The 19,908-nt window shown below is 65.2% G+C and carries 17 protein-coding genes; 8 read left to right on the forward strand and 9 right to left on the reverse strand.

Annotated elements, in window-relative coordinates:
• The first annotated feature begins 1 nt into the window (after window position 1).
• Window positions 2-589: an acyl-homoserine-lactone synthase gene (locus tag FCT00_RS00990; protein ID WP_138421495.1), complete on the forward strand. Its 588-nt coding sequence runs from the start codon at window positions 2-4 to the stop codon at window positions 587-589.
• Between the two features lie 255 nt (window positions 590-844).
• Window positions 845-1,495, forward strand: a complete 651-nt coding sequence (locus tag FCT00_RS00995) for a HupA family protein (protein ID WP_138421496.1) — start codon at window positions 845-847, stop codon at window positions 1,493-1,495.
• 61 nt (window positions 1,496-1,556) lie between these two features.
• On the opposite strand, the gene FCT00_RS01000 is transcribed toward FCT00_RS00995, so the two are convergent.
• The 3 genes from FCT00_RS01000 to ilvD all read right to left on the reverse strand — a co-directional run bounded on the left by FCT00_RS01000 (window position 1,557) and on the right by ilvD (window position 7,388).
• Window positions 1,557-3,455: an acyl-CoA synthetase gene (locus tag FCT00_RS01000; protein ID WP_138421497.1), complete on the reverse strand. Its 1,899-nt coding sequence runs from the start codon at window positions 3,453-3,455 to the stop codon at window positions 1,557-1,559.
• A gap of 110 nt (window positions 3,456-3,565) precedes the next feature.
• Window positions 3,566-5,347 carry an ABC transporter transmembrane domain-containing protein gene (locus tag FCT00_RS01005; RefSeq protein WP_138421498.1) on the reverse strand — a complete coding sequence of 594 codons (1,782 nt, stop codon included), beginning with the start codon at window positions 5,345-5,347 and terminating at the stop codon, window positions 3,566-3,568.
• A 199-nt stretch (window positions 5,348-5,546) separates the two neighbouring features.
• Window positions 5,547-7,388, reverse strand: a complete 1,842-nt coding sequence (gene ilvD / locus FCT00_RS01010) for a dihydroxy-acid dehydratase (RefSeq protein WP_138421499.1) — start codon at window positions 7,386-7,388, stop codon at window positions 5,547-5,549.
• 289 nt (window positions 7,389-7,677) lie between these two features.
• Here ilvD and FCT00_RS01015 point away from each other — a divergent pair, with 289 nt between their 5' ends.
• The 3 genes from FCT00_RS01015 to FCT00_RS01025 are packed head-to-tail and all read left to right on the forward strand — an operon-like array spanning window position 7,678 to window position 12,461.
• Window positions 7,678-8,097, forward strand: a complete 420-nt coding sequence (locus tag FCT00_RS01015; protein WP_235888912.1) for a GbsR/MarR family transcriptional regulator — start codon at window positions 7,678-7,680, stop codon at window positions 8,095-8,097.
• Window positions 8,098-8,108: 11 nt separating this feature from the next.
• Window positions 8,109-9,326 carry an efflux RND transporter periplasmic adaptor subunit gene (locus tag FCT00_RS01020; RefSeq protein WP_235888957.1) on the forward strand — a complete coding sequence of 406 codons (1,218 nt, stop codon included), beginning with the start codon at window positions 8,109-8,111 and terminating at the stop codon, window positions 9,324-9,326.
• Between the two features lie 6 nt (window positions 9,327-9,332).
• The gene (locus FCT00_RS01025; protein WP_138421502.1) at window positions 9,333-12,461 is read left to right on the forward strand and encodes an efflux RND transporter permease subunit; all 3,129 of its coding nucleotides are present in this window, start codon (window positions 9,333-9,335) and stop codon (window positions 12,459-12,461) included.
• 159 nt (window positions 12,462-12,620) lie between these two features.
• Here FCT00_RS01025 and FCT00_RS01030 read toward each other — a convergent pair whose 3' ends face one another.
• Together FCT00_RS01030 and FCT00_RS01035 are read right to left on the reverse strand one after the other, a co-directional pair.
• The gene (locus FCT00_RS01030; protein WP_212747987.1) at window positions 12,621-13,964 is read right to left on the reverse strand and encodes a sensor histidine kinase; all 1,344 of its coding nucleotides are present in this window, start codon (window positions 13,962-13,964) and stop codon (window positions 12,621-12,623) included.
• Entirely contained in the window at window positions 13,954-14,625 is a 672-nt protein-coding gene (locus tag FCT00_RS01035; RefSeq protein ID WP_138421504.1) for a winged helix-turn-helix domain-containing protein, read from the reverse strand. Before FCT00_RS01035 ends, FCT00_RS01030 begins: the two co-directional genes overlap by 11 nt.
• Window positions 14,626-14,831: 206 nt before the next feature.
• Here FCT00_RS01035 and FCT00_RS01040 point away from each other — a divergent pair, with 206 nt between their 5' ends.
• The gene (locus FCT00_RS01040) at window positions 14,832-15,977 is read left to right on the forward strand and encodes a S1C family serine protease (RefSeq protein WP_138421505.1); all 1,146 of its coding nucleotides are present in this window, start codon (window positions 14,832-14,834) and stop codon (window positions 15,975-15,977) included.
• Between the two features lie 65 nt (window positions 15,978-16,042).
• Here FCT00_RS01040 and FCT00_RS01045 read toward each other — a convergent pair whose 3' ends face one another.
• On the reverse strand, window positions 16,043-16,528 hold the full coding sequence (locus FCT00_RS01045; protein WP_040885271.1) for an RrF2 family transcriptional regulator: 486 nt from the start codon (window positions 16,526-16,528) through the stop codon (window positions 16,043-16,045).
• A 104-nt stretch (window positions 16,529-16,632) separates the two neighbouring features.
• On the opposite strand from FCT00_RS01045, the gene FCT00_RS21775 reads away from it, so the two are divergent.
• A complete protein-coding gene (locus FCT00_RS21775) occupies window positions 16,633-16,809 on the forward strand; it encodes a hypothetical protein (RefSeq protein ID WP_328591390.1) in 177 nt (58 codons plus the stop codon).
• Window positions 16,810-16,812: 3 nt separating this feature from the next.
• Entirely contained in the window at window positions 16,813-17,475 is a 663-nt protein-coding gene (locus FCT00_RS01050; RefSeq protein ID WP_328591396.1) for an SMP-30/gluconolactonase/LRE family protein, read from the forward strand.
• Window position 17,476: 1 nt separating this feature from the next.
• Here the strand turns inward: FCT00_RS01050 and FCT00_RS01055 are convergent, their stop codons facing one another.
• Genes FCT00_RS01055 through FCT00_RS01065 form a run of 3 tightly spaced genes read right to left on the reverse strand, consistent with a single transcriptional unit; the run spans window position 17,477 to window position 19,904 of the window.
• Window positions 17,477-18,235 (reverse strand): aldolase/citrate lyase family protein, encoded by a 759-nt coding sequence (locus FCT00_RS01055; RefSeq protein WP_138421506.1) that lies wholly within the window; start codon window positions 18,233-18,235, stop codon window positions 17,477-17,479.
• An 11-nt stretch (window positions 18,236-18,246) separates the two neighbouring features.
• Window positions 18,247-19,050: a 2-oxo-hept-4-ene-1,7-dioate hydratase gene (hpaH, locus tag FCT00_RS01060; protein ID WP_138421507.1), complete on the reverse strand. Its 804-nt coding sequence runs from the start codon at window positions 19,048-19,050 to the stop codon at window positions 18,247-18,249.
• Window positions 19,047-19,904 carry a fumarylacetoacetate hydrolase family protein gene (locus tag FCT00_RS01065; protein WP_138421508.1) on the reverse strand — a complete coding sequence of 286 codons (858 nt, stop codon included), beginning with the start codon at window positions 19,902-19,904 and terminating at the stop codon, window positions 19,047-19,049. The genes hpaH and FCT00_RS01065 overlap by 4 nt, the downstream gene beginning before the upstream one ends.
• Between the last annotated feature and the right edge of the window lie 4 nt (window positions 19,905-19,908).

Genomic DNA, 19,908 nt, shown 5'->3' on the forward strand with positions numbered 1-19,908 from the left:
TATGCAGACCACCACGCTCTCTTTCGCCAACATGCACAACCATGGCGAGTTAATGGCGAACCTTTTTCGCGCTAGACGGCAGTCGTTCATCGTGCAGAACAAGTGGGATCTGCCCGAAGCGATGGGCATGGAATACGACCAGTACGACACCCCGGCGAGCCGCTGGGTCGCCGTCCACCAGCTTGGCCGGATTCTCGCCGGGATCAGGCTGACACCAACGACGGCACGCTGCGGGGTCTACTCCTACATGATCCGCGACGCCCAGCGCGGGCTGCTCGCCTCGATCCCGCAGGATCTGTTGTATGACACCGCTCCGGTGGACGAGCACATCTGGGAAAGCAGCCGTGTCTTCGTGGCGCACGACACGCCGCAGCGCATCCGCCGTCTGGTTCATGCCCATCTCATCACCGAGATGACCAAGACCGCGCGCGACCTCGGCGCGGCGCATGTGCTGGGCCTGATCCCCGCCAACTGGCCCCGGTGGGCCAGACGCTGCGGCCTGTCCATCGACGCGGCGGGGCGGGTGATGGAGATCGACGGGGTCGACAACCAGGTCGTCTCGATCGACCTGACGACCAAGCTGCACTGACCGGCACAGGTCCCGCCTGACACTGGGGGTGTCGCGACGCCAAGGCGTCACGGGGAGCGGGGACCATTTGCCACCACATTCGCACGCGCTGCGGATGCGAAGACCTTCCTGAAAACTCGAAATCAGACCGCCACGACGGACCCACGTTCCATCGGAATGATCCGCCGCGTCCCATTTCGTGCGGCATTAAGTCATATATGACTTACTTACCGCCCGTGCGACGATTCCATACAACTTGAAGACGAGGAGACCAGTATGAAACATCATGCAATTCAGACAGTTGCGGCACTCATTTGTGCATCGGCGCTCAGTGGGTGTCTGGGCACGACCCCCGGCCTGACGCTGGGCGAACTGGTCTATCAGTCCTTCGATGAGGTCGGGCCATTGGCCGATACGGCGACCATGCCCACGACAGGAACCGCGAGTTACGAAGGCGGATCGATCGTGACGGTCGGCAGGCCGGACGACCCCGACCACATGCTCGTAGGCCGCACGACGCTGGACGCCGATTTCGCGGCAGGTTCCCTGACCGGGCAGATCAGCGACATTCAGGGCAAGCGGGACGCATCCGGCTCGGACTGGATGACATTGAACCACCCCGGTGTCGGCAGCCCGGCCCAGTATCAGGCTGTGCTTGACACATTCAGCGACGCGACGGGTGATATCGACATTACGGGAGGGTTCTTTGTCGGCAGCGATCTTGTCGCCGACATCGCGGGCACGGTCACCAGCAGCGGCGACACGATCCGCACCGAAGGGTCGATCACTGGCACGTTCAAAGGCCCGGATGCGGAAGCGGTCCGGCTGCAAGGGGATACCGCACGGGCGTTCGACGCCATGGTGGTAACGCTGAATGGCGCCACCGCATCCGCCACCCTCGACGGCGCCGTGCAGGTGACCGACTGAAAAAAGGCCGCCCGCATCTCAGCGGGCGGCCCTTTTTTTCTTCGCTCAGGCAGGTCGCCGATCAGTTGATCCAGTCGAACGGCCGGGTGAACTCGCCCAGCGTCTTTTCGACGGCCGCGCGACCCACATCGCCCTTGGCCTCGATCTTGGCCACGAGACCGCGTTTCTTGTCCTCGACCACTTCGACGACTTCGGCCTTGTGACCGGCCTCCGAAAGAGCGGCGTTATAAACCCGTATGATCGAGCTTTTTCGCAGATCGGGTTTGAACACCTTGCCCACGGCGGTCTTCGGCAGTTCATCGACGATCTCGATGTATTTCGGGACCGCCGCACGTTCCGTGATCCGCTCCTTGGCATAGGCCATCAACTCGTCCTCGGTCACGCTCGCCCCGGCGACCAGTTCGACGAAGACGCAAGGCAATTCGCCCGCGACGGCATCCGGCTGGCCGATCGCGCCGACGAAGGCGACCGCATCATGGCCCGCCAGAACCTCTTCGATCTCAGCCGGGTCGATGTTGTGGCCGCCCCGGATGATGATGTCCTTGGCGCGCCCCGTGATCCACAGATACCCGTCCTCGTCGATCCGGCCCAGATCGCCCGTGCGCAGGTACTTGTCCCCCGCGACGAGACCCTTGTTCTTGGCCTCTTCGGTATAGGTCTTGCCGACATAGACACCGGGGTTCGACACGCAGATCTCGCCCACCTCGTCCACGCCGCATTCCTTGTTGATCGTGCCGTCCGCGCCGCAGTCGTAGATCTTGACGTCCGTGTAGGGGAACGGGATGCCGACCGACCCGATCTTCTTCACCCCGTCCGTGGGGTTGCAGGAGACAAGGCAGGTCGCTTCGGTCAGACCGTAGCCCTCGACGATCTTGACGTCCGTGGCCTTTTCGAACCGATTGAACAGCTCTCGCGGCAGCGGAGAGGAGCCGGAGAAGGCCACCTTCAATGTCGAGACATCCGCATCCACTTTGCGCTGCATCAGCGCCGAGATCGCGGTGGGCACCGTGATGACGAAGGTCACGCCGTAGCGTTCGATCAGCTTCCAGAAATTGTCGAACACCCCGTCGCCGCGATAGCCCGCAGGGGTCGGGAACACCACATGCGCGCCCGAGGTCATGACGGCCATGAACACCACATGCACCGCGAAGACGTGGAACAGCGGCAGCGGGCAGATCAGAACATCGGTCTCGTCGAACAGAAGGTTCGCGCCGAGCCAGCCGTTATAGATGATGCCGGAGTATTTATGCTGTGCGACCTTGGGCATCCCCGTGGTGCCGCCGGTGTGGAAATAGGCGGCCACCCGGTCGATCTTTTCATCCTCGAAGGTCAGCGTCTTGGGCTGGCTCGCGATGGCCTTGTTGAAGTTCTGCACCTTGGCCGAATGCTTGGGCTGCACCTTGGGCCGGATCAGCGGCACGATCCACTTCTTCGGCGGCGTGAGATAACGGTTGAGATCGATTTCGAGCACGTGCTTCACGTCGGGCGCATCTTCCAGCGCGGTGTGCACCTTCTGGGCCACGTCGGTCTTGGGGAAGCCCTGAAGCGTCACGACCACCTTGGCCCCGGTTTCGCGCAGGATCGACGCGATCTGCTCGGGCTCGAGCAGCGGGTTGATCGGCGCCACGATCCCGTTGATCGCACCGCCCAGCAGCGTCATCACGGTCTCGTTGGAGTTCGGCAGGACATAGGCGACCACGTCCCCCTGCCCCACACCCAGCGAGCGAAACAGGTTCGCGGTCTGCACGCTCTTGTCGTGCAACTCCTGCCAGGTCAGAGTTTCTTTCTTGTCGGTCGGCCCGCTTTCGATCTGGAACGACAGCGCATCGCGCGTGGCGAACTTGCTGACGGTATCCGAAAGCAACTCGTAAAGCGTCGTCGGCACGCGCCGCTCGCTCCACGGCTTCTCGGCCTCGATGTCGTTGCGTGCAGCAAGCGAGCTGAATTCGTAGCGTCCCATGGTTCCTCCCCTGAGAGCCGGATTCCCGGCGATGTTTCCATCAAAAATGGGGGTTTTCCCGGCAGGTCGCAAGATTGACGTGGGGGTCAACCAAAAAGCGCGTCGCAGCGTTACTCCGCCGCGATCCCGTCGGTGAACTGAAGCCGGGCGAGACGCGCGTAAAGCCCACCCTCGGCCACCAGTTCGTCATGGGTGCCCTGGGCCACGATCCGGCCATCCTCGAAGACCACGATGCGGTCGGCCTTTTTCACCGTCGAAAGCCGGTGCGCGATGATGATCGTGGTGCGCCCGTGCGCCATGGTATCGACCGCCGATTGCACCGCCCGCTCGCTCTCCGCGTCAAGCGCACTCGTCGCCTCGTCCAAGAGCAGGATCGGCGCATCGCGCAGAATGGCCCGCGCGATGGCGATGCGCTGCTTCTGCCCGCCTGACAACATGACGCCGCGCTCGCCGACATAGCTGTCGTATCCTTCGGGCAGTTTCGTCAGGAATTCATGCGCCGCCGCGGCCTTGGCCGCCGCCTCGACCTCGGCATCGGTGGCATCGAGCCGACCGAAACGGATGTTCTCACGCGCCGTGTCGGCAAAGATCACCGCGTCCTGCGGGACGAGGGCGACGTGACGCCGGAAATCGTCCCGCGCGAGGTCACGTAAATCCATGCCGTCGATGCTCACCGATCCGGCGTTCGGATCGTAGAACCGCTGGAGAAGCTGGATGATCGTCGATTTGCCCGCCCCTGACGGGCCGACCAGCGCCACCGTTTCACCGGGCTGCACGTCGAGCGTCACGCCATCCAGCGCGATATGTTCGGGCCGGGCCGGATAGCGGAAGGTCACGTCATCGAAACGGATCGCGCCGCGCACCGGCTTGGCCAGCGTTTTCGGCGCCTCGGGGTCGTTCACCGCATCCTCGGCACGCAAAAGCTCCACCAGCCGTTCGGTCGCCCCGGCGGCGCGCTGAAGCTCCGACCAAATCTCGGACAAAGCGCCCACCGCGCCCGCCGTCATGATCGCGTAGATCACGAACTGCACCAATGCGCCGATCGACATTTCGTCGGCCCGCACGTCACGCGCCCCGATCCAGAGCACGCCGACCACACCCGAGAAGATCAGCGTGATGACGATCATCGTCATGAGCGCACGGGTCGTGATCCGCTTTTGGGCCGACCGAAAGCTTTCCTCGGTCACCTCGCGAAACGTCTCGCGCGACGGGTCTTCGTGGGTAAAGGCCTGCACGGTCTGAACCGACAGCAGCGCCTCGGACGCCTTGCCGGAGGATTTCGCGATCCAGTCTTGGTTTTCACGGCTGAGCACCCGCATCCGGCGACCCAGCACGATGATCGGGATCATCACCACCGGCACGATCAGCAGCACGAGGCCGGTCAGCTTGGCCGATGTGAACAAGAGCATGATCGTGCCTCCGATCAGGATGAGCGCATTGCGCAGCGCGACCGAGACCGACGACCCGATGACCGACAGGATCAGCGTGGTGTCGGTGGTGATGCGGCTCAACACCTCGCCCGTCATGATCTTTTCGTAAAACGCCGGGCTCATGCCGATCACGCGGTCGAACACCGCCTCGCGGATATCGGCCACCACCCGTTCGCCCAGCCGGGTGACGAGGAAATAGCGCAGGCCCGTGCCAAGGGCGAGCAGCACCGCGACACCCATCGCGGCAAGGAAATACTTGTCCAGAAGCGCGTCGGCCGAACTCGAAAACCCGTCGATGACCCGTCGCACCGCAAGCGGCATGACGAGCGAAATTCCGGCGGTAAAGACCAGCGCCAGCAATGCGGCGATCAGCAGACCCTTGTAGGGCAGCATGAACGGCCACAGCCCGCGCAGCGCACCGACCTGTTTCGACTTGGCCCTGTCTTCCGAGTTGTCCGCCATGTCGGCTCCCCTTCGTCCCGCAGGTCAGATAAGCCCCTCGCGACTTCCGGGCAACCTGTCTCTTCTTCGTTTCCGGGAAACCTCGGGGGGCCGGACACATTCGCCTGCGAATGGGTTCACGGGGGGCTGGCCCCCCGCCGCCGTGCAATCCGGGGACCGGATTTCACGGCTCCCAAAGCGCGGGCGCAGCCCGCTCCGCTTACTCTTCGCCCGGCAGGATCCGCACGCCGCCCCGGTTGGCCGAGGAGGCGAGCAGCGCATAGGCCTTGAGCGCGGTCGACACCGCGCGGGTCCGGTGCTCGGCCGGCTTCCACGGCAGCGCGCCCTTGGTCTCGCGCCGCGCGGCCAGTTCGTTGTCCGGCACGGCGAGGTTGATGGTGCGGCCCGGAATGTCGATCTCGATCATGTCGCCGGTCTCGACCAGCCCGATCAGACCGCCCTCGGCGGCTTCGGGGCTGACGTGCCCGATGGACAAGCCGCTCGTGCCGCCCGAGAACCGACCGTCGGTGAGCAGTGCGCAGGCTTTGCCCAGACCCTTGGATTTCAGGTAGCTCGTCGGATAGAGCATTTCCTGCATCCCCGGCCCGCCCTGCGGCCCTTCGTAGCGGATCACCACGACCTCGCCCGCGGTCACTTCGCCCTTGAGGATGCCGTTCACGGCGGCGTCCTGGCTTTCGTAAACCCGCGCGGTGCCGGTGAATTTCAGGATCGAGTCGTCCACGCCCGCGGTTTTCACGATACAGCCGTTCTCGGCGATGTTGCCGAACAGGACCGCAAGGCCCCCGTCCTGCGAGAACGCATATTCGACGGTGCGGATCACGCCACCCTCGCGGTCGCGGTCGAGTTCCTTGTAGCGGTTCTCGGTCGAAAACGCCTGCGTCGTGCGCACGCCACCGGGGGCCGCGCGGTAGAACGCCTCGGTGTCCGGGTCGTTGGCGACCATGACGTCCCATTTGGCGATCGCCTCGGCCATGCTCTGCGAATGAACGGTGCGCACGTCGCCGTGGATCAGCCCGCCGCGCAGCATTTCGCCCAGAATGCCCATGATGCCGCCCGCGCGGTGCACGTCTTCCATATGCACGTCGTCCTTGGCAGGCGCGACTTTGCACAGCACCGGCACCTTGCGGGATAGTCGGTCGATGTCGTCCATCGTAAAGTCGACCTTGCCCTCATAGGCGATGGCCAGCAGGTGAAGCACCGTGTTGGTCGAGCCGCCCATCGCGATGTCGAGCGACATGGCATTTTCGAACGCCTCGAAGGTGGCGATTTCGCGGGGCAGATAGCCCTCGTCCTCGACCTCGTAATGCAGCTTGGTGATCTCGACGATCCGGCGTCCGGCTTCGCGGAACAGACGCTCGCGGTCGGCATGGGTGGCCAGCACCGAGCCGTTGCCGGGCAGCGCGAGGCCCAGCGCCTCGGCCAGACAGTTCATCGAGTTCGCGGTGAACATGCCCGAGCACGAGCCGCAGGTCGGACAGGCGTTCTCTTCGAAGGCCTGAACCTGTTCGTCCGTGTATTGGTCATCGGCGGCGGCGACCATGGCGTCGACCAGATCGACCGCCTTTTCCAGATCGCCGACCTTGACCTTGCCGGCCTCCATCGGACCACCGGAGACGAAGATCACCGGGATGTTCAGGCGCATCGCGGCCATCATCATGCCGGGGGTGATCTTGTCGCAATTCGAGATACAGACCATCGCGTCGGCGCAATGCGCGTTCACCATGTATTCGACCGAATCCGCGATGATTTCACGCGACGGCAGCGAATAGAGCATCCCGTCGTGGCCCATCGCGATGCCGTCGTCGACGGCGATGGTGTTGAATTCCTTGGCGACACCGCCTGCCTTTTCGATCTCGCCCGCGACGAGCTGGCCCAGATCCTTGAGGTGGACGTGGCCCGGCACGAACTGCGTGAAGCTGTTCACCACAGCGATGATCGGCTTGCCGAAATCCTCGTCGGTCATGCCGGTGGCACGCCAGAGGCCACGGGCACCGGCCATGTTGCGGCCATGGGTGGAGCGGCGGGAACGGTAAAATGCCATGTCTCTCTCCTTCGCGCGGGACGTGCGTTACCTAAGCCCCAAAGGCCGAATGGGCAATGACAAAGGCGCGTGACCGGCCACGCATTGCACCCCCACGCCCCATGCACGCGTCTGTGCACACACCCGCCTTGCCGCCCCGATTTCTTGCCCTGCGCGCCCAAATCTCGCCGCAGTGCGGAATTATTGCGTTCAATACGTTCAATTTGAATTGAACGATGAACCGGACAGACCTATATGGCCACCCATGAACCGTGACCCGATTGACCATTTCATCGAACAGATGGGTTTCATGACCCAGGAAGACGGCCTGCCGCGCATTGCCGGGCAAGTCCTCGGCTACCTTCTGGTCGAAGGCGAGCCGCGCACGCTGGCCGAGATCACCGCGGCGCTTTCGATTTCTAAAGCCTCGGCCTCGACCAATTGCCGCCAGCTTGCCGACAAGGGCATCCTGACCCGCGTGGCGACGCGTGGGTCGCGCGCCGACAGCTACATGGCCGTGACCAACCCGGCCGAGGACATGCTCGCCGGCATGGCCGCGCGCTTTCGCACCCGCGCCCGCAGCATCGAAGATGCCGCCGCCAGTTTTCCCGACAGCCGTGCCGAAGCCCGCGCACGGGTCACAACCTTCGCACAATTCTTCCGGACCTCCGCCGACTTCCTCGACGAATGGACCGAACGCGCCCAACGCCAGATGGCAGACACGGAGTGAGAGACGTGAATATGCATAACCCCAAGCCCGACTGGGCGATGAACAAGCGCGAGAAAGCGCGCGCCGAGGCCATCGCCAAGGGCGAGAAACCGAAGCGGCGCAAATGGCCGTGGCTGGTTCTTCTGGTTCTCGTCGTGGCCGCTGGCGGCGGATATTACTATGCCGACCAGAACGGCCTGATCCCTGAACCGCCGGAGCAGGCCGCCCCGGTCGAGCCGGAAGCACCCGCCGAACTGATCGTGCGCCTCGCCCCGTTCGAAGTCACCGAAGTGGCACCCGGCGATCTGTCCGAAACCCTGCGCGTGACCGGCTCTCTCACCCCGTCGCGTCAGGTGCATCTGTCGGCCGAAGTATCGGCCCGGCTGCTCGACGTGACCGTGCGCGAAGGCGACTCGGTCAAGGAAGGCGCGCTTCTGGCCCAGTTCGACGTCGTATCGCTGGAAAACCAGCTCGCTCAGGCGCAATCCAATGCCGAAGCGACGCGCGTTCAGTTCGCGCAGGCCCAGAGCGATTTCGAGCGCACCCAGACGCTTGTGGAGCGTGACCTTGCCGCGCCCACGGCGCTCGAGAACGCGCAGTCGGGGCTGGATCAGCTTCGCGCTCAGGTCGCCGCTCAGGAAACCTCGGTCCAGAACGCGCAAACCGCGCTGGAAAAGGCCCGCGTGACCGCGCCCTTCGATGGCGTCATCGCCGAGCGTCAGGTCGATCCGGGCGCGTTCGTCGCCACCGGGTCGCCGCTGTTCACCATCGTCGATCTGACTTCGCTGGAAGTCGAGGCGACCGCGCCCGTGTCGATCTCGAACCAGATCACCGAAGGCCAGATCGTCACCCTGCGCGTCGAAGGCTTCGGGGACCAGACCTTCACCGGCGAAGTCGAGCGTCTGAACCCCATGGCCATCTCCGGCTCGCGGATGCTTCCGGTCTATATCGCGCTTGAAAACACCAACGGCGCCCTGCGCGGCGGCATGTTCGCCACGGGCCGCATCACGCTGGAAGAGAAATCCGGTGCGCTCTGGGTGCCCGTCGAAGCCATCCGCGAGGATGCACAGGGCACATTCGTCCTGACCGCGAACGGCGAGGCGCTGGAACGGCGCGCGGTCGAGGTCGCGCGCGACTGGGACAACGGGGCCAAGGTCGAAATCGCTTCAGGTCTGGAGCCCGGCGATACCGTCGTGTCGGCCCCCCTGCCCGAGCTTCGCGCCGGTCAGAAATTCGCGATCACGGAGTAAGCCCAGATGTTCCTGACCCGCATCAGCGTCGGCCAGCCGGTCTTTGCCACGATGGTGATGATCGCGCTCATGGTCGTGGGCGCGTTCTCCTACTCCCGCCTTCCGGTCGAACAGTTCCCGGACGTGGATTTCCCGGTCGTCGCCGTCGTCACCTCCTACCCCGGCGCGACGCCGGAAGCGGTGGAAAGCGACATCATTGAGCCGATCGAGGACAGCGTCTCGACCCTCGCCGGCATCGACAACATCCAGTCGACCGCTCTCACCGGCTCGTCGCTGGTCATCATTCAGTTCGATCTGGAAGTGGACAGCGCCACCGCCGTGCAGGACGTGCGCGACAGGGTGAGCCAGATCGGACCGCTTCTGCCCGACAATGCCGACGATCCGCGCATCCTGCGGTTCGACCCGTCCGACCTGCCGATCCTGTCGATCGGGGTCAGCTCGGACGAGCTCGACATCGGCACGCTGACGCAGGTGACCGAGGATTACATCGCCAAGCGCATTTCGAACCTGCGCGGTGTCGGTAATGCCGACGTGGTGGGCGGACGCCCGCGCGAAGTGCTGATCGAGATCGACCCGGACCGGCAGACCGCCCTGAACGTGGGCATCGCCGAGGTGTCGAACGCCGTGGCACAGGAAAACCAGGATGTGCCGGCAGGCGCCGTGACCTCCGGCGGACAAAGCCAGTCGGTTCAGGTCGAAGGCCGCATCGAAACCCTGCGCGCCTTCGAGGACATCATCGTGGCCCGGCGCGGCGGTCAGCCGATCCGGCTGGGCGACGTGGCGAACGTGACCACGGGTCTGGCCGAACGCGACAGCCTCGCCATGCTGAACGGGCAGGATGCACTGGCCATCGACGTGCTCAAGACGCAGGGCGCGAACACCGTGGACGTGGCCGAACGTGTGGTCGAAGAAGTGCACAAGATGAACGAGGACCCTCAGTTCGAGGGCATCGAAATCTCGGTGCTGCGCGACAACTCGGAACCCGTGATCGAAAGCTTCCACTCGGTCCAGTCGATGATCGTCGAGGGCGCGATCCTCGCCACGATCATCGTGTTCCTGTTCCTCAATTCGTGGCGCTCGACGGTCATCACCGGCCTGACCCTGCCGATCTCGATCATCGCGACGATGACGGCGATCTACGCGATGGGCTTTACGCTCAACATGATGACACTCATGGCGCTGTCGCTGTCGGTCGGCATCCTGATCGACGACGCCATCGTCGTGCGCGAAAACATCGTGCGACACCTGCATATGGGCAAATCCCACATTCAGGCCGCGCTGGACGGGACCAAGGAAATCGGCCTCGCCGTGCTCGCCACGACGCTTTCCATCGTCTCGGTGTTCCTGCCGGTGGCGTTCATGGAAGGGATCATCGGCCGCTTCTTCTTCCAGTTCGGGATCACCGTGTCGGTGGCCGTCCTGATCTCGCTCTTCGTGTCCTTCACGCTCGACCCGATGATGTCGTCGGTGTGGTACGACCCGGCCGCCGACCCGAACCGCAAACGCGGCATCGTGGGCCGCGCCGTGGGCCAGTTCGACCGCCTGTTCGACTGGATCGGCGAGCAATACGGCAAGCTCCTGAAAAAGGCGCTCAAGTTCCGCAAGACGACGCTGAGCGTGGCCTTCGCCGCCTTCGTCGGCGCCTTCGCCCTGTTCCCCCTGATCGGGGGCGAGTTCATTCCGCCGTCCGACACAGGGGAAATCCAGGTCGACCTCAAGGCGCCGGTGGGCACCTCGCTCGACCGGACGGCCGACAAGATCGCGCAGGTGGACGCTCTCCTGCACGACCGGTTCCCGGAAATCGAAAGCACCTACGCGACGGTGAACTCCGGCACCTCGTCGGGCGACAACAACGCCACGATCATCGGCATCCTCGTGCCCTCGGATCAACGCAGCCGGTCCCCGCAGGATCTGACAAGCCCCGTGCGCGACGCGCTGAAGGCCATCCCCGGCGCCGAATTCTCGGTGGGCGCCTCGGGCGGCATGGGCCCGGTGGAACCACCGATCGAGATCAAGATCTTCGGCCCCGACCTGCGCGTCCTGGAAAAGCTGGCCCGCGAACTGGCCGACGACATGGCCGGGATCGAAGGGCTGGTCGACATCAACACCACGCTCGACGACCCGCAGCCCACCATCGGGATCGAGGTCGACCGGGATGCGGCCTTCGACCTCGGCGTCTCGCTCGCCTCCGTCGGCGACACCCTGTCCTCGATGCTCGAAGGCCAGACGGTGTCGGAATGGACAAGCCCGCGCGGCGAAAGCCTCGACGTGGTGGTGCGCCTGCCCGACAGCGCGCGAAACGACGCGGCCTATCTGGGCGCGCTTCCCATCGCGCAATCGGGCGCGACCGGGTCGTCCGACGTGATCCGGCTCGATCAGGTGGCGACGATCACCCAGTCCGAAGGACCGGGCGAGATCAACCGCGAAGACCGGGAACGCTCGGTCCGTGTCACCGCGAACCTCGAAAGCGGCGTGCGCCCCGGTGACGTGACCGCCGCGGTGCAGGAGGCCGCCGCCGCGCTCGACTACCCGCTGGGCTACAGTCAGGGCACCGGGGGCGAGGTCGAGGACATGCAGGATCTGGGGTTCGCCGCCGCCGCCGCGCTGGCCTTGGCGATCATCTTCATCTACCTCGTGCTCGCCTCGCAGTTCGGCTCGTTCCTGCAACCTCTTGCGATCATGTCGTCCCTGCCGCTGGCCCTGATCGGCGTGCTGGGCGGTCTGCTGGTGTTCGACTCGACGCTGAACGTCATGTCGATCATCGGGTTCATCATGCTGATGGGTCTGGTCACCAAGAACGCGATCCTGCTCGTGGACAACGCCAACCAGCATGTCCGTGACGAGGGGCTGAATCTCTACGATGCGCTGGTCATCGCCGGGCGCACCCGGTTCCGGCCCATCGTGATGACGACGCTCGCGATGATCTTCGGCATGCTGCCGCTGGCGCTCAACATCCACGGCGGCACCGGGCAGAACGCGTCGATGGCCCATGCCGTGATCGGCGGCCTGATCTCGTCCTCGCTGCTGACGCTGGTCGTCGTGCCGGTGATCCTCACCTACACCGACGCCATCGGCCGCTTCGCCTCGCGCTTCACGCCAAAGGCCCCCGACGACGTGCACGCCGCGGCGGAGTAACCACACCCGTCCCCCTTCTCTGTTTCAAAAAACCTCGGAGGGGGACGGATTTGCCCGCAAATCCGGGGGGAGGCTGGCCTCCCCCCACCGCGACGGCCCGCCGCAGGCGGGACGGCGCAAACCCTGTGCGCGGGCTTGCCCGCGCGCCGCTTGGAAACCCTACCCCTGAAAGCGCAACGTGACGATCAGGCCCGGGTCGGCGTCGCCCAGGTCCAGTGCCGCGCCGTGGCTCTCCGCGATCGCCGCGACGAGGGCGAGGCCCAAGCCGTTGCCCGGCGTCGTGCGCGAGCGTTCGAGACGGTAGAGACGGCGCAGGACCTTGTCGCGCTCGGTCTCGGGAATGCCGGGGCCGCTGTCGGCCACGCTCAGGGTGCCGTCCGGCCCGACCCGCACCCGAACCTCGCCGCCGGGCGGCGTGTGACGAAGGGCGTTCTCGATCAGGTTGGCGAGCGCCTGACCGATCAGGTCGGCATCGCCGCGCACCATGACGGGCGTGTCGGGCACGTCCACGGTGAATCGGTCCTCGCGGTCTTCCGCCGAGGGCTCGTAAAGCTCCGCGATCCGCAGCGCCACCGCGCCAAGATCGACGGGACGGAACCGGTCCTTGGCGCTGCCCCCTTCGATCTGCGCGATCTGGAGCAGGGCGCGAAAGACCGACACCGCGCGTTCGGCCTCCTCCCCTGCCGCCTGGGCGAGGTCGCGCGCCTCGCCCTCCGGCAGACGGTCTTCGAGATCCTGAAGCGTGACGCCGATGCGCTGCAAGGGCGTGCGCAGGTCATGGGCGATGTCGGTGGTGACCTGCCTCAGCGCCTCGGTCGCGGCCTCCTGCTTCACGGCCATCCGGTTCACCCGCGCCCCGATGCGCGACAGGTCGTCGCCGTCGCCGGTCTCATGAGACCGGGCCGCGAGGTCGCCGGAGGCGATCCGGTCGAGCACACCTTCGATCCGCTCCACGCGGCGGGCCGAGGCGCGGGCGATCACCGCGCCGATGCCCAGCGCGATCAGAACCGTGGGCAGCGTCGACACCAGCAGCAGCACGAGAAAGGTCTCGCCCAGACGCGCCAGCGGTTCGAGGCTTTTTGCGACGATCAGCACCCCGCCCGACAGCCGCCGCACATCGTCGATATAGCCTTCGTCCGACAGGGGCCGTGTGTCCTCCAGCGCGGTGAAGCCCACATCGACCCCGTTCAGCACGGCGCGCGCATTCCCGGTGCTGCGGCGGTCGTCCCCCAGAAACACGAACACCGTGTCGCGCGGGTCGGTCACCCGGGCGCGCGCCTCGACCAGCGTGCGCAGGGCCGACGGGCTTGCCGAAATCTCGAAACTCGCCATCTCGCGGTCCAGATCGGCGCGCAGGTCCTGAAGTGTGTTGGCGCGCTGGGTCAGCCACGCCACGCCCAGCGAGGCCAGATTGACCAGAGCCACGACCGCCACCAGCAACACCGCCTGACGCACCGGCGTCGAGCGCATGATCCGGGTCGAGCGGCGGGCCCTAGTCGTCAATGCGATACCCCGCGCCACGCACGGTGCGGATAAACTCGTGGTCGAAGGGCTTGTCCACCTTGGCCCGCAGGCGGCTGATATGGGTTTCGACCACGTTGGTGCCGGGGTCGAAATGGATGTCCCACACGTTTTCCAAAAGCATGGTCCGAGTCTGCACCCGCCCCTTGCGCCGCAACAGGTGTTCGAGCAGCGCGAATTCGCGCGGCAGAAGGTCGATGGGCCGCCCGGCCCGGCGCACCTCACGCCGCACGAGATCCATCTCCAGATCGCCCGCCTTCAGCGTCGTTTCCTCGGCCTGCAAGGGCGGGCGGCGGGTCAGCGCGGCGACACGTGCGGAGAGTTCCCCGAAGGCGAAGGGTTTGACGAGGTAATCGTCGCCCCCGGCTTCCAGCCCCGCGATCCGATCCTCGACCCCACCGACCGAGGTCAGGAAGATCGCGGGCGTCGCGACACGGGCCGCGCGCAACGCCTTGACCAGCGACAGGCCGTCGAGTTCCGGCAGCATCCGGTCGACGACAAGCACGTCGTAACTGCCCTGCATCGCCTGCCCGAGCGCCGAGCGCCCATCGGCCAGACGGTCGACGGAATGCCCCTCTTCGGAAAAGCCGCGGGCGATGAAATCTGCTGTGGTCGGGTCGTCTTCTACGACAAGAATTTTCATGGGTCGCTACCGGTTACTCGCCTACAACATAGGCGGTTTCCCCTTGTTTTGCAGGTTTCAACCGGTCGAAACACCCCTTTTCACGCCGCCGTGACGAAGATTACGCAGATGCAATCCTGCCGATGTGGCGCTGCAATTCGCCACGTCCATCTTCGTGTCATCCGAAGGGGGCGACCAAGCCCCTCGCAGTCAAAAGAGGATGCTTCATGCCCAAGAACACCATCATGAACCGCGTGGCCCCCGCATTGGCGGTCAGCGCGCTTCTCGCCGGTGGCGGTGTCGCCGCGATCACCAACACCACCCAACCCGCTTTCGCCGCCGCCCCGGTAGAGGGTGGCTATGTCGATCTGGTCAAACAGGTGGCGCCCGCCGTCGTGACCATCGAAACCTCGCGCAACGCATCGGCCCAGCCCGCACAGGGCGACCCATTCGAAGGCACGCCGTTCGAGGAGTTTTCCAAGCGCTTCGGCATGCCGATGCCCGAGGGCGACCCGCGCGGCGAGATGCCGGACCGCCAGATGCGCGGCGCGGGCACCGGGTTCATCGTGTCCGAGGACGGTCAGATCGTGACCAACGCCCACGTCGTGCGTGGCGCGGATGAGGTCAAGGTGACGCTCGAGGACGGGCGCGAGATGACCGCCGAGGTGGTCGGCGTCGATGCCGCCACGGACATCGCCGTTCTCAAGGTCGATGCGACCGGCCTGCCCGCGCTTGAATTCGGCACCTCGGCCGATCTTCAGGTCGGTGAGAACGTGATCGCGATGGGCAATCCGTTCGGCCTTGGCAACACCGTGACCACGGGTATCGTCTCGGCCATCGGTCGCGACCTGCGCGCGGGTCCGTTCGACAACTTCATCCAGACTGACGCCGCGATCAACCGGGGCAACTCGGGCGGTCCGCTTCTGAACCCCGACGGTCAGGTGATCGGGATGAACACCGCGATCATCTCGCCCACCGGCGGTTCGATCGGCCTCGGCTTCGCCGTGCCTGCGGACATGGTGAAAGAGATCGTGGCGGACCTGTCGGACGACGGCGAAGTCAGCCGCGGCTGGCTGGGCGTTCAGATCGCGCCGGTCAGCGAAGACGTGGTCGCCGCGCTCGGTCTGGAAGAGGCGAACGGCACGATGGTGCAAAGCGTCATGTCGGGCACGCCTGCCGAAGAGGCCGGGCTGCAAGCGGGCGATATCGTTACCGAGGTGAACGGCAAGGCCATCGACGGCCCCCGCGACCTGACCCGTGCCATCGCCGGTGACATGCCGGGGTCGGATGTCGAACTGAAGGTGCTGCGCAAAGGCAAGGAACAGACGTTCAACGTGACCCTTGGCGAACGGAGCGAAGACGAGCCGGCTTGATCTCCCTGGCACTTCGCTTCTGAGGAGGCCGTCGGGACTGTCCCCTCCCGGCGGCCTTTTCGTATCTACTCGGCGGCCGAGGCTTGACGGCTGCGGTCGCAGGACACCCCGTTGGCGGGGTTCAGGTCGAGAAGCTCGATCAGGCCGCAGTTGTCCTTGACCAGATCGGCCAGCGTCACCTCATCCAGTTCGGAATAGAACGCGTCGAGCGCCTTCTTGATATAGGTGTTGAGGCGGCAGGTCTCGATCAGCGGGCAGTTGTTGTTGGCGGCGTCGAAGCACTCGGTGAACGGCACCTCCGCCTCGAAATCGCGAAACAGCGCACCGATCGAAATGGCTTCGGGCTTGCGGGCCAGCATGAGGCCGCCACCGCGCCCACGCCGGGTTTCGACATATCCGAATTGCTGAAGCTTGTGGATCACTTGGCTCAGGTGATTGCCCGAAGCATTGGTCGCCTCGGCGATCTCAGACGAGCGAACGGTCTGATCCGTGTTCACACCGCAGAACATGAGGACCCGTGCGGCAAGGTTCGTTCTCAGTGTCAGACGCATTCTGCTCTCCCCTAGCGTTTTCGTAATGTAACCACCCGGTTCACACGGCGATTTGACATAGATCAGATAAATGTTTTTCGTCTAGCGGGGAGGAACGCCGCGAAATGTACCAATTCGATACTCGGGCCTGTGCGCTTGGCGAGGGGTTGCTGTGGCACCCGCTGTCCAAACAATTGTACTGGTTCGATATTTTGGGCCGGAAGCTGCTAACGCGGGGCCCGGACGGCCTGCGCGAGTGGTCGTTCGACGAGGCGGTCTCGGCGGCGGGCTGGGTGTCGTGAAATCTGCTATTTGTAGCGTCCGAGACACAGCTTTTCACGTTCGATGTCGAGACGGCGGTGGCGAACACCGTCGTCCAACTGGATGCCGATAACCCCGCGACCCGCTCGAACGACGGGCGCGCCGATCCGCACGGCGGGTTCTGGATCGGCACGATGGGCAAGAAATTCGAGCCGGGCGTGGCCGCGATCTTCCGCTATTATCGTGGCGAGTTGCGCAGGATCGTCGACGGGGTGACCGTATCCAATTCCATCTGCTTCGCGCCGGACGGTCGCACGGCCTACTACACCGACACGCCCACCCGGCAGATCATGGCGCTGCCGCTGGACGCCGACGGCTGGCCCACAGGCACGGCACGCGTGCATATCGATCTGAGCTGCGAACGCCCCCTGCCCGACGGCTCCATCGTGGACAGTGAAGGTGCGATCTGGAACGCCCAGTGGAACATGGGCCGCGTGGCCCGGTATCTGCCGGACGGGCGGTTCGACTATGCCGTCGAGGTTCCGGCGCGGCGCGCGACCTGTCCGGCTCTGGGCGGGCCGGATCTGAAAACCCTGTTCGTCGGAACGGCGCGGATGGGTCTGGACGACCCGTCACCCGATGACGGCGTGGTCTTCGCGCAGGAGGCCGAGGTGCCGGGACTGCCGGAATACCGCGTGGTCCTGTAGGTCAGAACGCGCCGCGCAGGGTCTTGAGCCCGCCGACCAGCGTGCCGACATCCGTGCCGACGGCGAGGAATTCGACACCCATGTCGGCATAGCTCTGCGCGAGCGCCCGGTCCGAGGTCAGGATGCCCGCCGCCTTGCCCGCCGCCCGGATACGGGTGAGCACGTCGACCACAACCGCTTGAACCTCGGGCGCGCCGGGATTGCCGATGAAGCCCATGTCGGCGGCCAGATCGGCGGGGCCGACGAACACGCCATCGACGCCTTCGACCGCGAGGATATCGTCCAGCGCCGCGACGCCTGCCCGGTTCTCGACCTGAAGCAGCAGGCAGACCTCGTCATTCGCGGTGTGCAGGTAATCAGGGATCGCGTTATAGGCGGACGCGCGCGCCAGGGCCGCCCCGATGCCGCGCACGCCGTGCGGCGGGTAGAGCATCGAGCGCACCGCCTCGAGCGCCTGCGTGCCGCTTTCGATCATCGGAATGAGGATGGTCTGCGCGCCGACGTCGAGGAGTTGTTTGATGAAAGCGCGGTCGTCGTCGCGGGCGCGCACCACGGCGGAGGTCGTCGTGCCGACCGCGCGCAGCTGATCGCGGATCGACAAAAGGTCGTTCGGGCCGTGTTCGCCATCGATCACCAGCCAATCGAACCCCGCTTGTGCACAGAGTTCCGCAACCGACGCATCGCCCATCGAGACCCAGAGGCCGATCTGCGTTTCGCCGGACTTGAGCCGCGCCTTGAAGTGGTTGGTCGGTGCGGGCATCGGCCCCTCCCCTAGTCGAAGTTGATCGCCACGGACCCGAACGCGCCGAAGTCGGCGGCGATGCGGGTGCCGGATGGACATTCGATAGGCGCGATGAACGAGCCGGACAAGACCACCTGCCCCGTCTCGATCCGCTGCCCGTATTGCCCCATGCGCCGCGCGAGCCAGACGATGCCCGTCACCGGGTCGTTCAGAACGGCGGCGCCAAGGCCGGTCGCGACCACTTCGTCGTTCTTGGACAGGATCGCGCCGGTCCAGCGCAGGTCGAAGGCTTCGGGCGGGTTCCGCTCCGCCCCGGTCACGATGCCCGCGTTGGCCGCGTTGTCGGACACGGTGTCGGTGATGATCCGGGGCGTCCCCGTGTCGGGATCGGCGCGCAGGATGCGGGTGTCGAGGATTTCGAGCGAGGGGGTGACGTAATCCGTCGCCGCGATCACGTCGTCGCGGCTGACCTCACCCGACAGGGGCGCTTTCATCACGAATGCGATCTCTGCCTCGATCCGCGGCTGGATGAACCGGCCTGCCGGCACCGTCCCGCCGTTCGGAAAGATCATGTCGTCGTAAAGCACGCCACTGTCCGGCGTGTCGATCTTCAGCGCCTCCTGCATGACTTTGGAGGTCAGGCCGATTTTCCACCCGACGATCCGCCGCCCCGCCGCCAGTTTCCGCGCCATCTGGGCCGACTGGATGCGGTAGGCGTCGTCAAGCGTTATGTCGGGGTGGCGGAGCGACAGGAGGCCGATCTGACTGCGGCTCTCTTCGGCGGCCAAAAGGTCGGCAGCCGCCTGTTCGACTTGGGCGTCCGTCAGGGTCATTCGTCGGCCACGGTGTTGGTCAGGGTGCCGATGCCGTTCACCTCGACCTCGACCACGTCGCCGGGGACAAGGTATTTCGGCGGATCGAACCGGGCGCCCGCGCCGGTCGGCGTGCCGGTGATGATGACGTCGCCGGGCATGAGCGTGGTGAATGTCGAGATATAGGCGATCTCTTCACGGATGGGGAACATCATGTTGGCCAGCATGTCGTCCTGCCGCACCTCGCCGTTCACGCGCGTCACGATGTGGGCATCGTCCAGTTGCGCCGGATCGGTGAAGGGGACGAGCCACGGGCCGATGGCGCCAGAATTGTCCCAGTTCTTGCCTTGCGTGACGTTGAATTTCGCATGGCGCACCCAGTCGCGAATGGTCCCCTCGTTCGCGATGGTGAGCGCGGCGATGTGGTCATAGGCGTCCCCTGCCGCGATCCGGCGACCGCCCTTACCGATGACAATGGCCACCTCGCCCTCGTAGTCGAGCGTGTGGTTTTCCGGCGGGCGGATCAGCGGCTGGCCGTGGCCCGTGAAGCTGCGGGGAAAGCGCGGGAACAGCGACATATGCTTGGGCTGAGCCGAACCGTCTTTGTATTCGGCATTGCGGTCGGGGAAGTTCACGCCGACGCAGAGGATTTTCTCAGGCCGCGCGATGGGGATCAGGAACTCGACCTCATCCGCCGCATGGGTCGGCGTGCGTCCTTCGGCCAACGCGATCACCTTTTCCAGAGCGCCGTCCACGACGACCGCCTGAAGATCCGCGTAGCCCGCCACATCGGTCAGGTCGATGAGGCCCTCGTCGGTGACGACGCCGTAGCGGGTGGTGCCATCGGCCCGGAAGGCCGCGATGCGATTGCTCATGATG

The organism is Maritimibacter alexandrii (genome assembly GCF_005871115.1).
Taxonomy (GTDB): domain Bacteria; phylum Pseudomonadota; class Alphaproteobacteria; order Rhodobacterales; family Rhodobacteraceae; genus Maritimibacter; species Maritimibacter alkaliphilus.

Excerpts from the sequence above, each read along its gene's own strand:
- FCT00_RS00990 (WP_138421495.1), top strand. The coding sequence starts at position 2 with ATGCAGACCACCACGCTCTCTTTCGCCAACATGCACAACCATGGCGAG.
- FCT00_RS00995 (WP_138421496.1), top strand. The coding sequence starts at position 845 with ATGAAACATCATGCAATTCAGACAGTTGCGGCACTCATTTGTGCATCG.
- FCT00_RS01000 (WP_138421497.1), bottom strand. The coding sequence starts at position 3,455 with ATGGGACGCTACGAATTCAGCTCGCTTGCTGCACGCAACGACATCGAG.
- FCT00_RS01005 (WP_138421498.1), bottom strand. The coding sequence starts at position 5,347 with ATGGCGGACAACTCGGAAGACAGGGCCAAGTCGAAACAGGTCGGTGCG.
- ilvD (WP_138421499.1), bottom strand. The coding sequence starts at position 7,388 with ATGGCATTTTACCGTTCCCGCCGCTCCACCCATGGCCGCAACATGGCC.
- FCT00_RS01015 (WP_235888912.1), top strand. The coding sequence starts at position 7,678 with ATGACCCAGGAAGACGGCCTGCCGCGCATTGCCGGGCAAGTCCTCGGC.
- FCT00_RS01020 (WP_235888957.1), top strand. The coding sequence starts at position 8,109 with ATGCATAACCCCAAGCCCGACTGGGCGATGAACAAGCGCGAGAAAGCG.
- FCT00_RS01025 (WP_138421502.1), top strand. The coding sequence starts at position 9,333 with ATGTTCCTGACCCGCATCAGCGTCGGCCAGCCGGTCTTTGCCACGATG.
- FCT00_RS01035 (WP_138421504.1), bottom strand. The coding sequence starts at position 14,625 with ATGAAAATTCTTGTCGTAGAAGACGACCCGACCACAGCAGATTTCATC.
- FCT00_RS01040 (WP_138421505.1), top strand. The coding sequence starts at position 14,832 with ATGCCCAAGAACACCATCATGAACCGCGTGGCCCCCGCATTGGCGGTC.
- FCT00_RS01045 (WP_040885271.1), bottom strand. The coding sequence starts at position 16,528 with ATGCGTCTGACACTGAGAACGAACCTTGCCGCACGGGTCCTCATGTTC.
- FCT00_RS21775 (WP_328591390.1), top strand. The coding sequence starts at position 16,633 with ATGTACCAATTCGATACTCGGGCCTGTGCGCTTGGCGAGGGGTTGCTG.
- FCT00_RS01055 (WP_138421506.1), bottom strand. The coding sequence starts at position 18,235 with ATGCCCGCACCGACCAACCACTTCAAGGCGCGGCTCAAGTCCGGCGAA.
- hpaH (WP_138421507.1), bottom strand. The coding sequence starts at position 19,050 with ATGACCCTGACGGACGCCCAAGTCGAACAGGCGGCTGCCGACCTTTTG.
- FCT00_RS01065 (WP_138421508.1), bottom strand. The coding sequence starts at position 19,904 with ATGAGCAATCGCATCGCGGCCTTCCGGGCCGATGGCACCACCCGCTAC.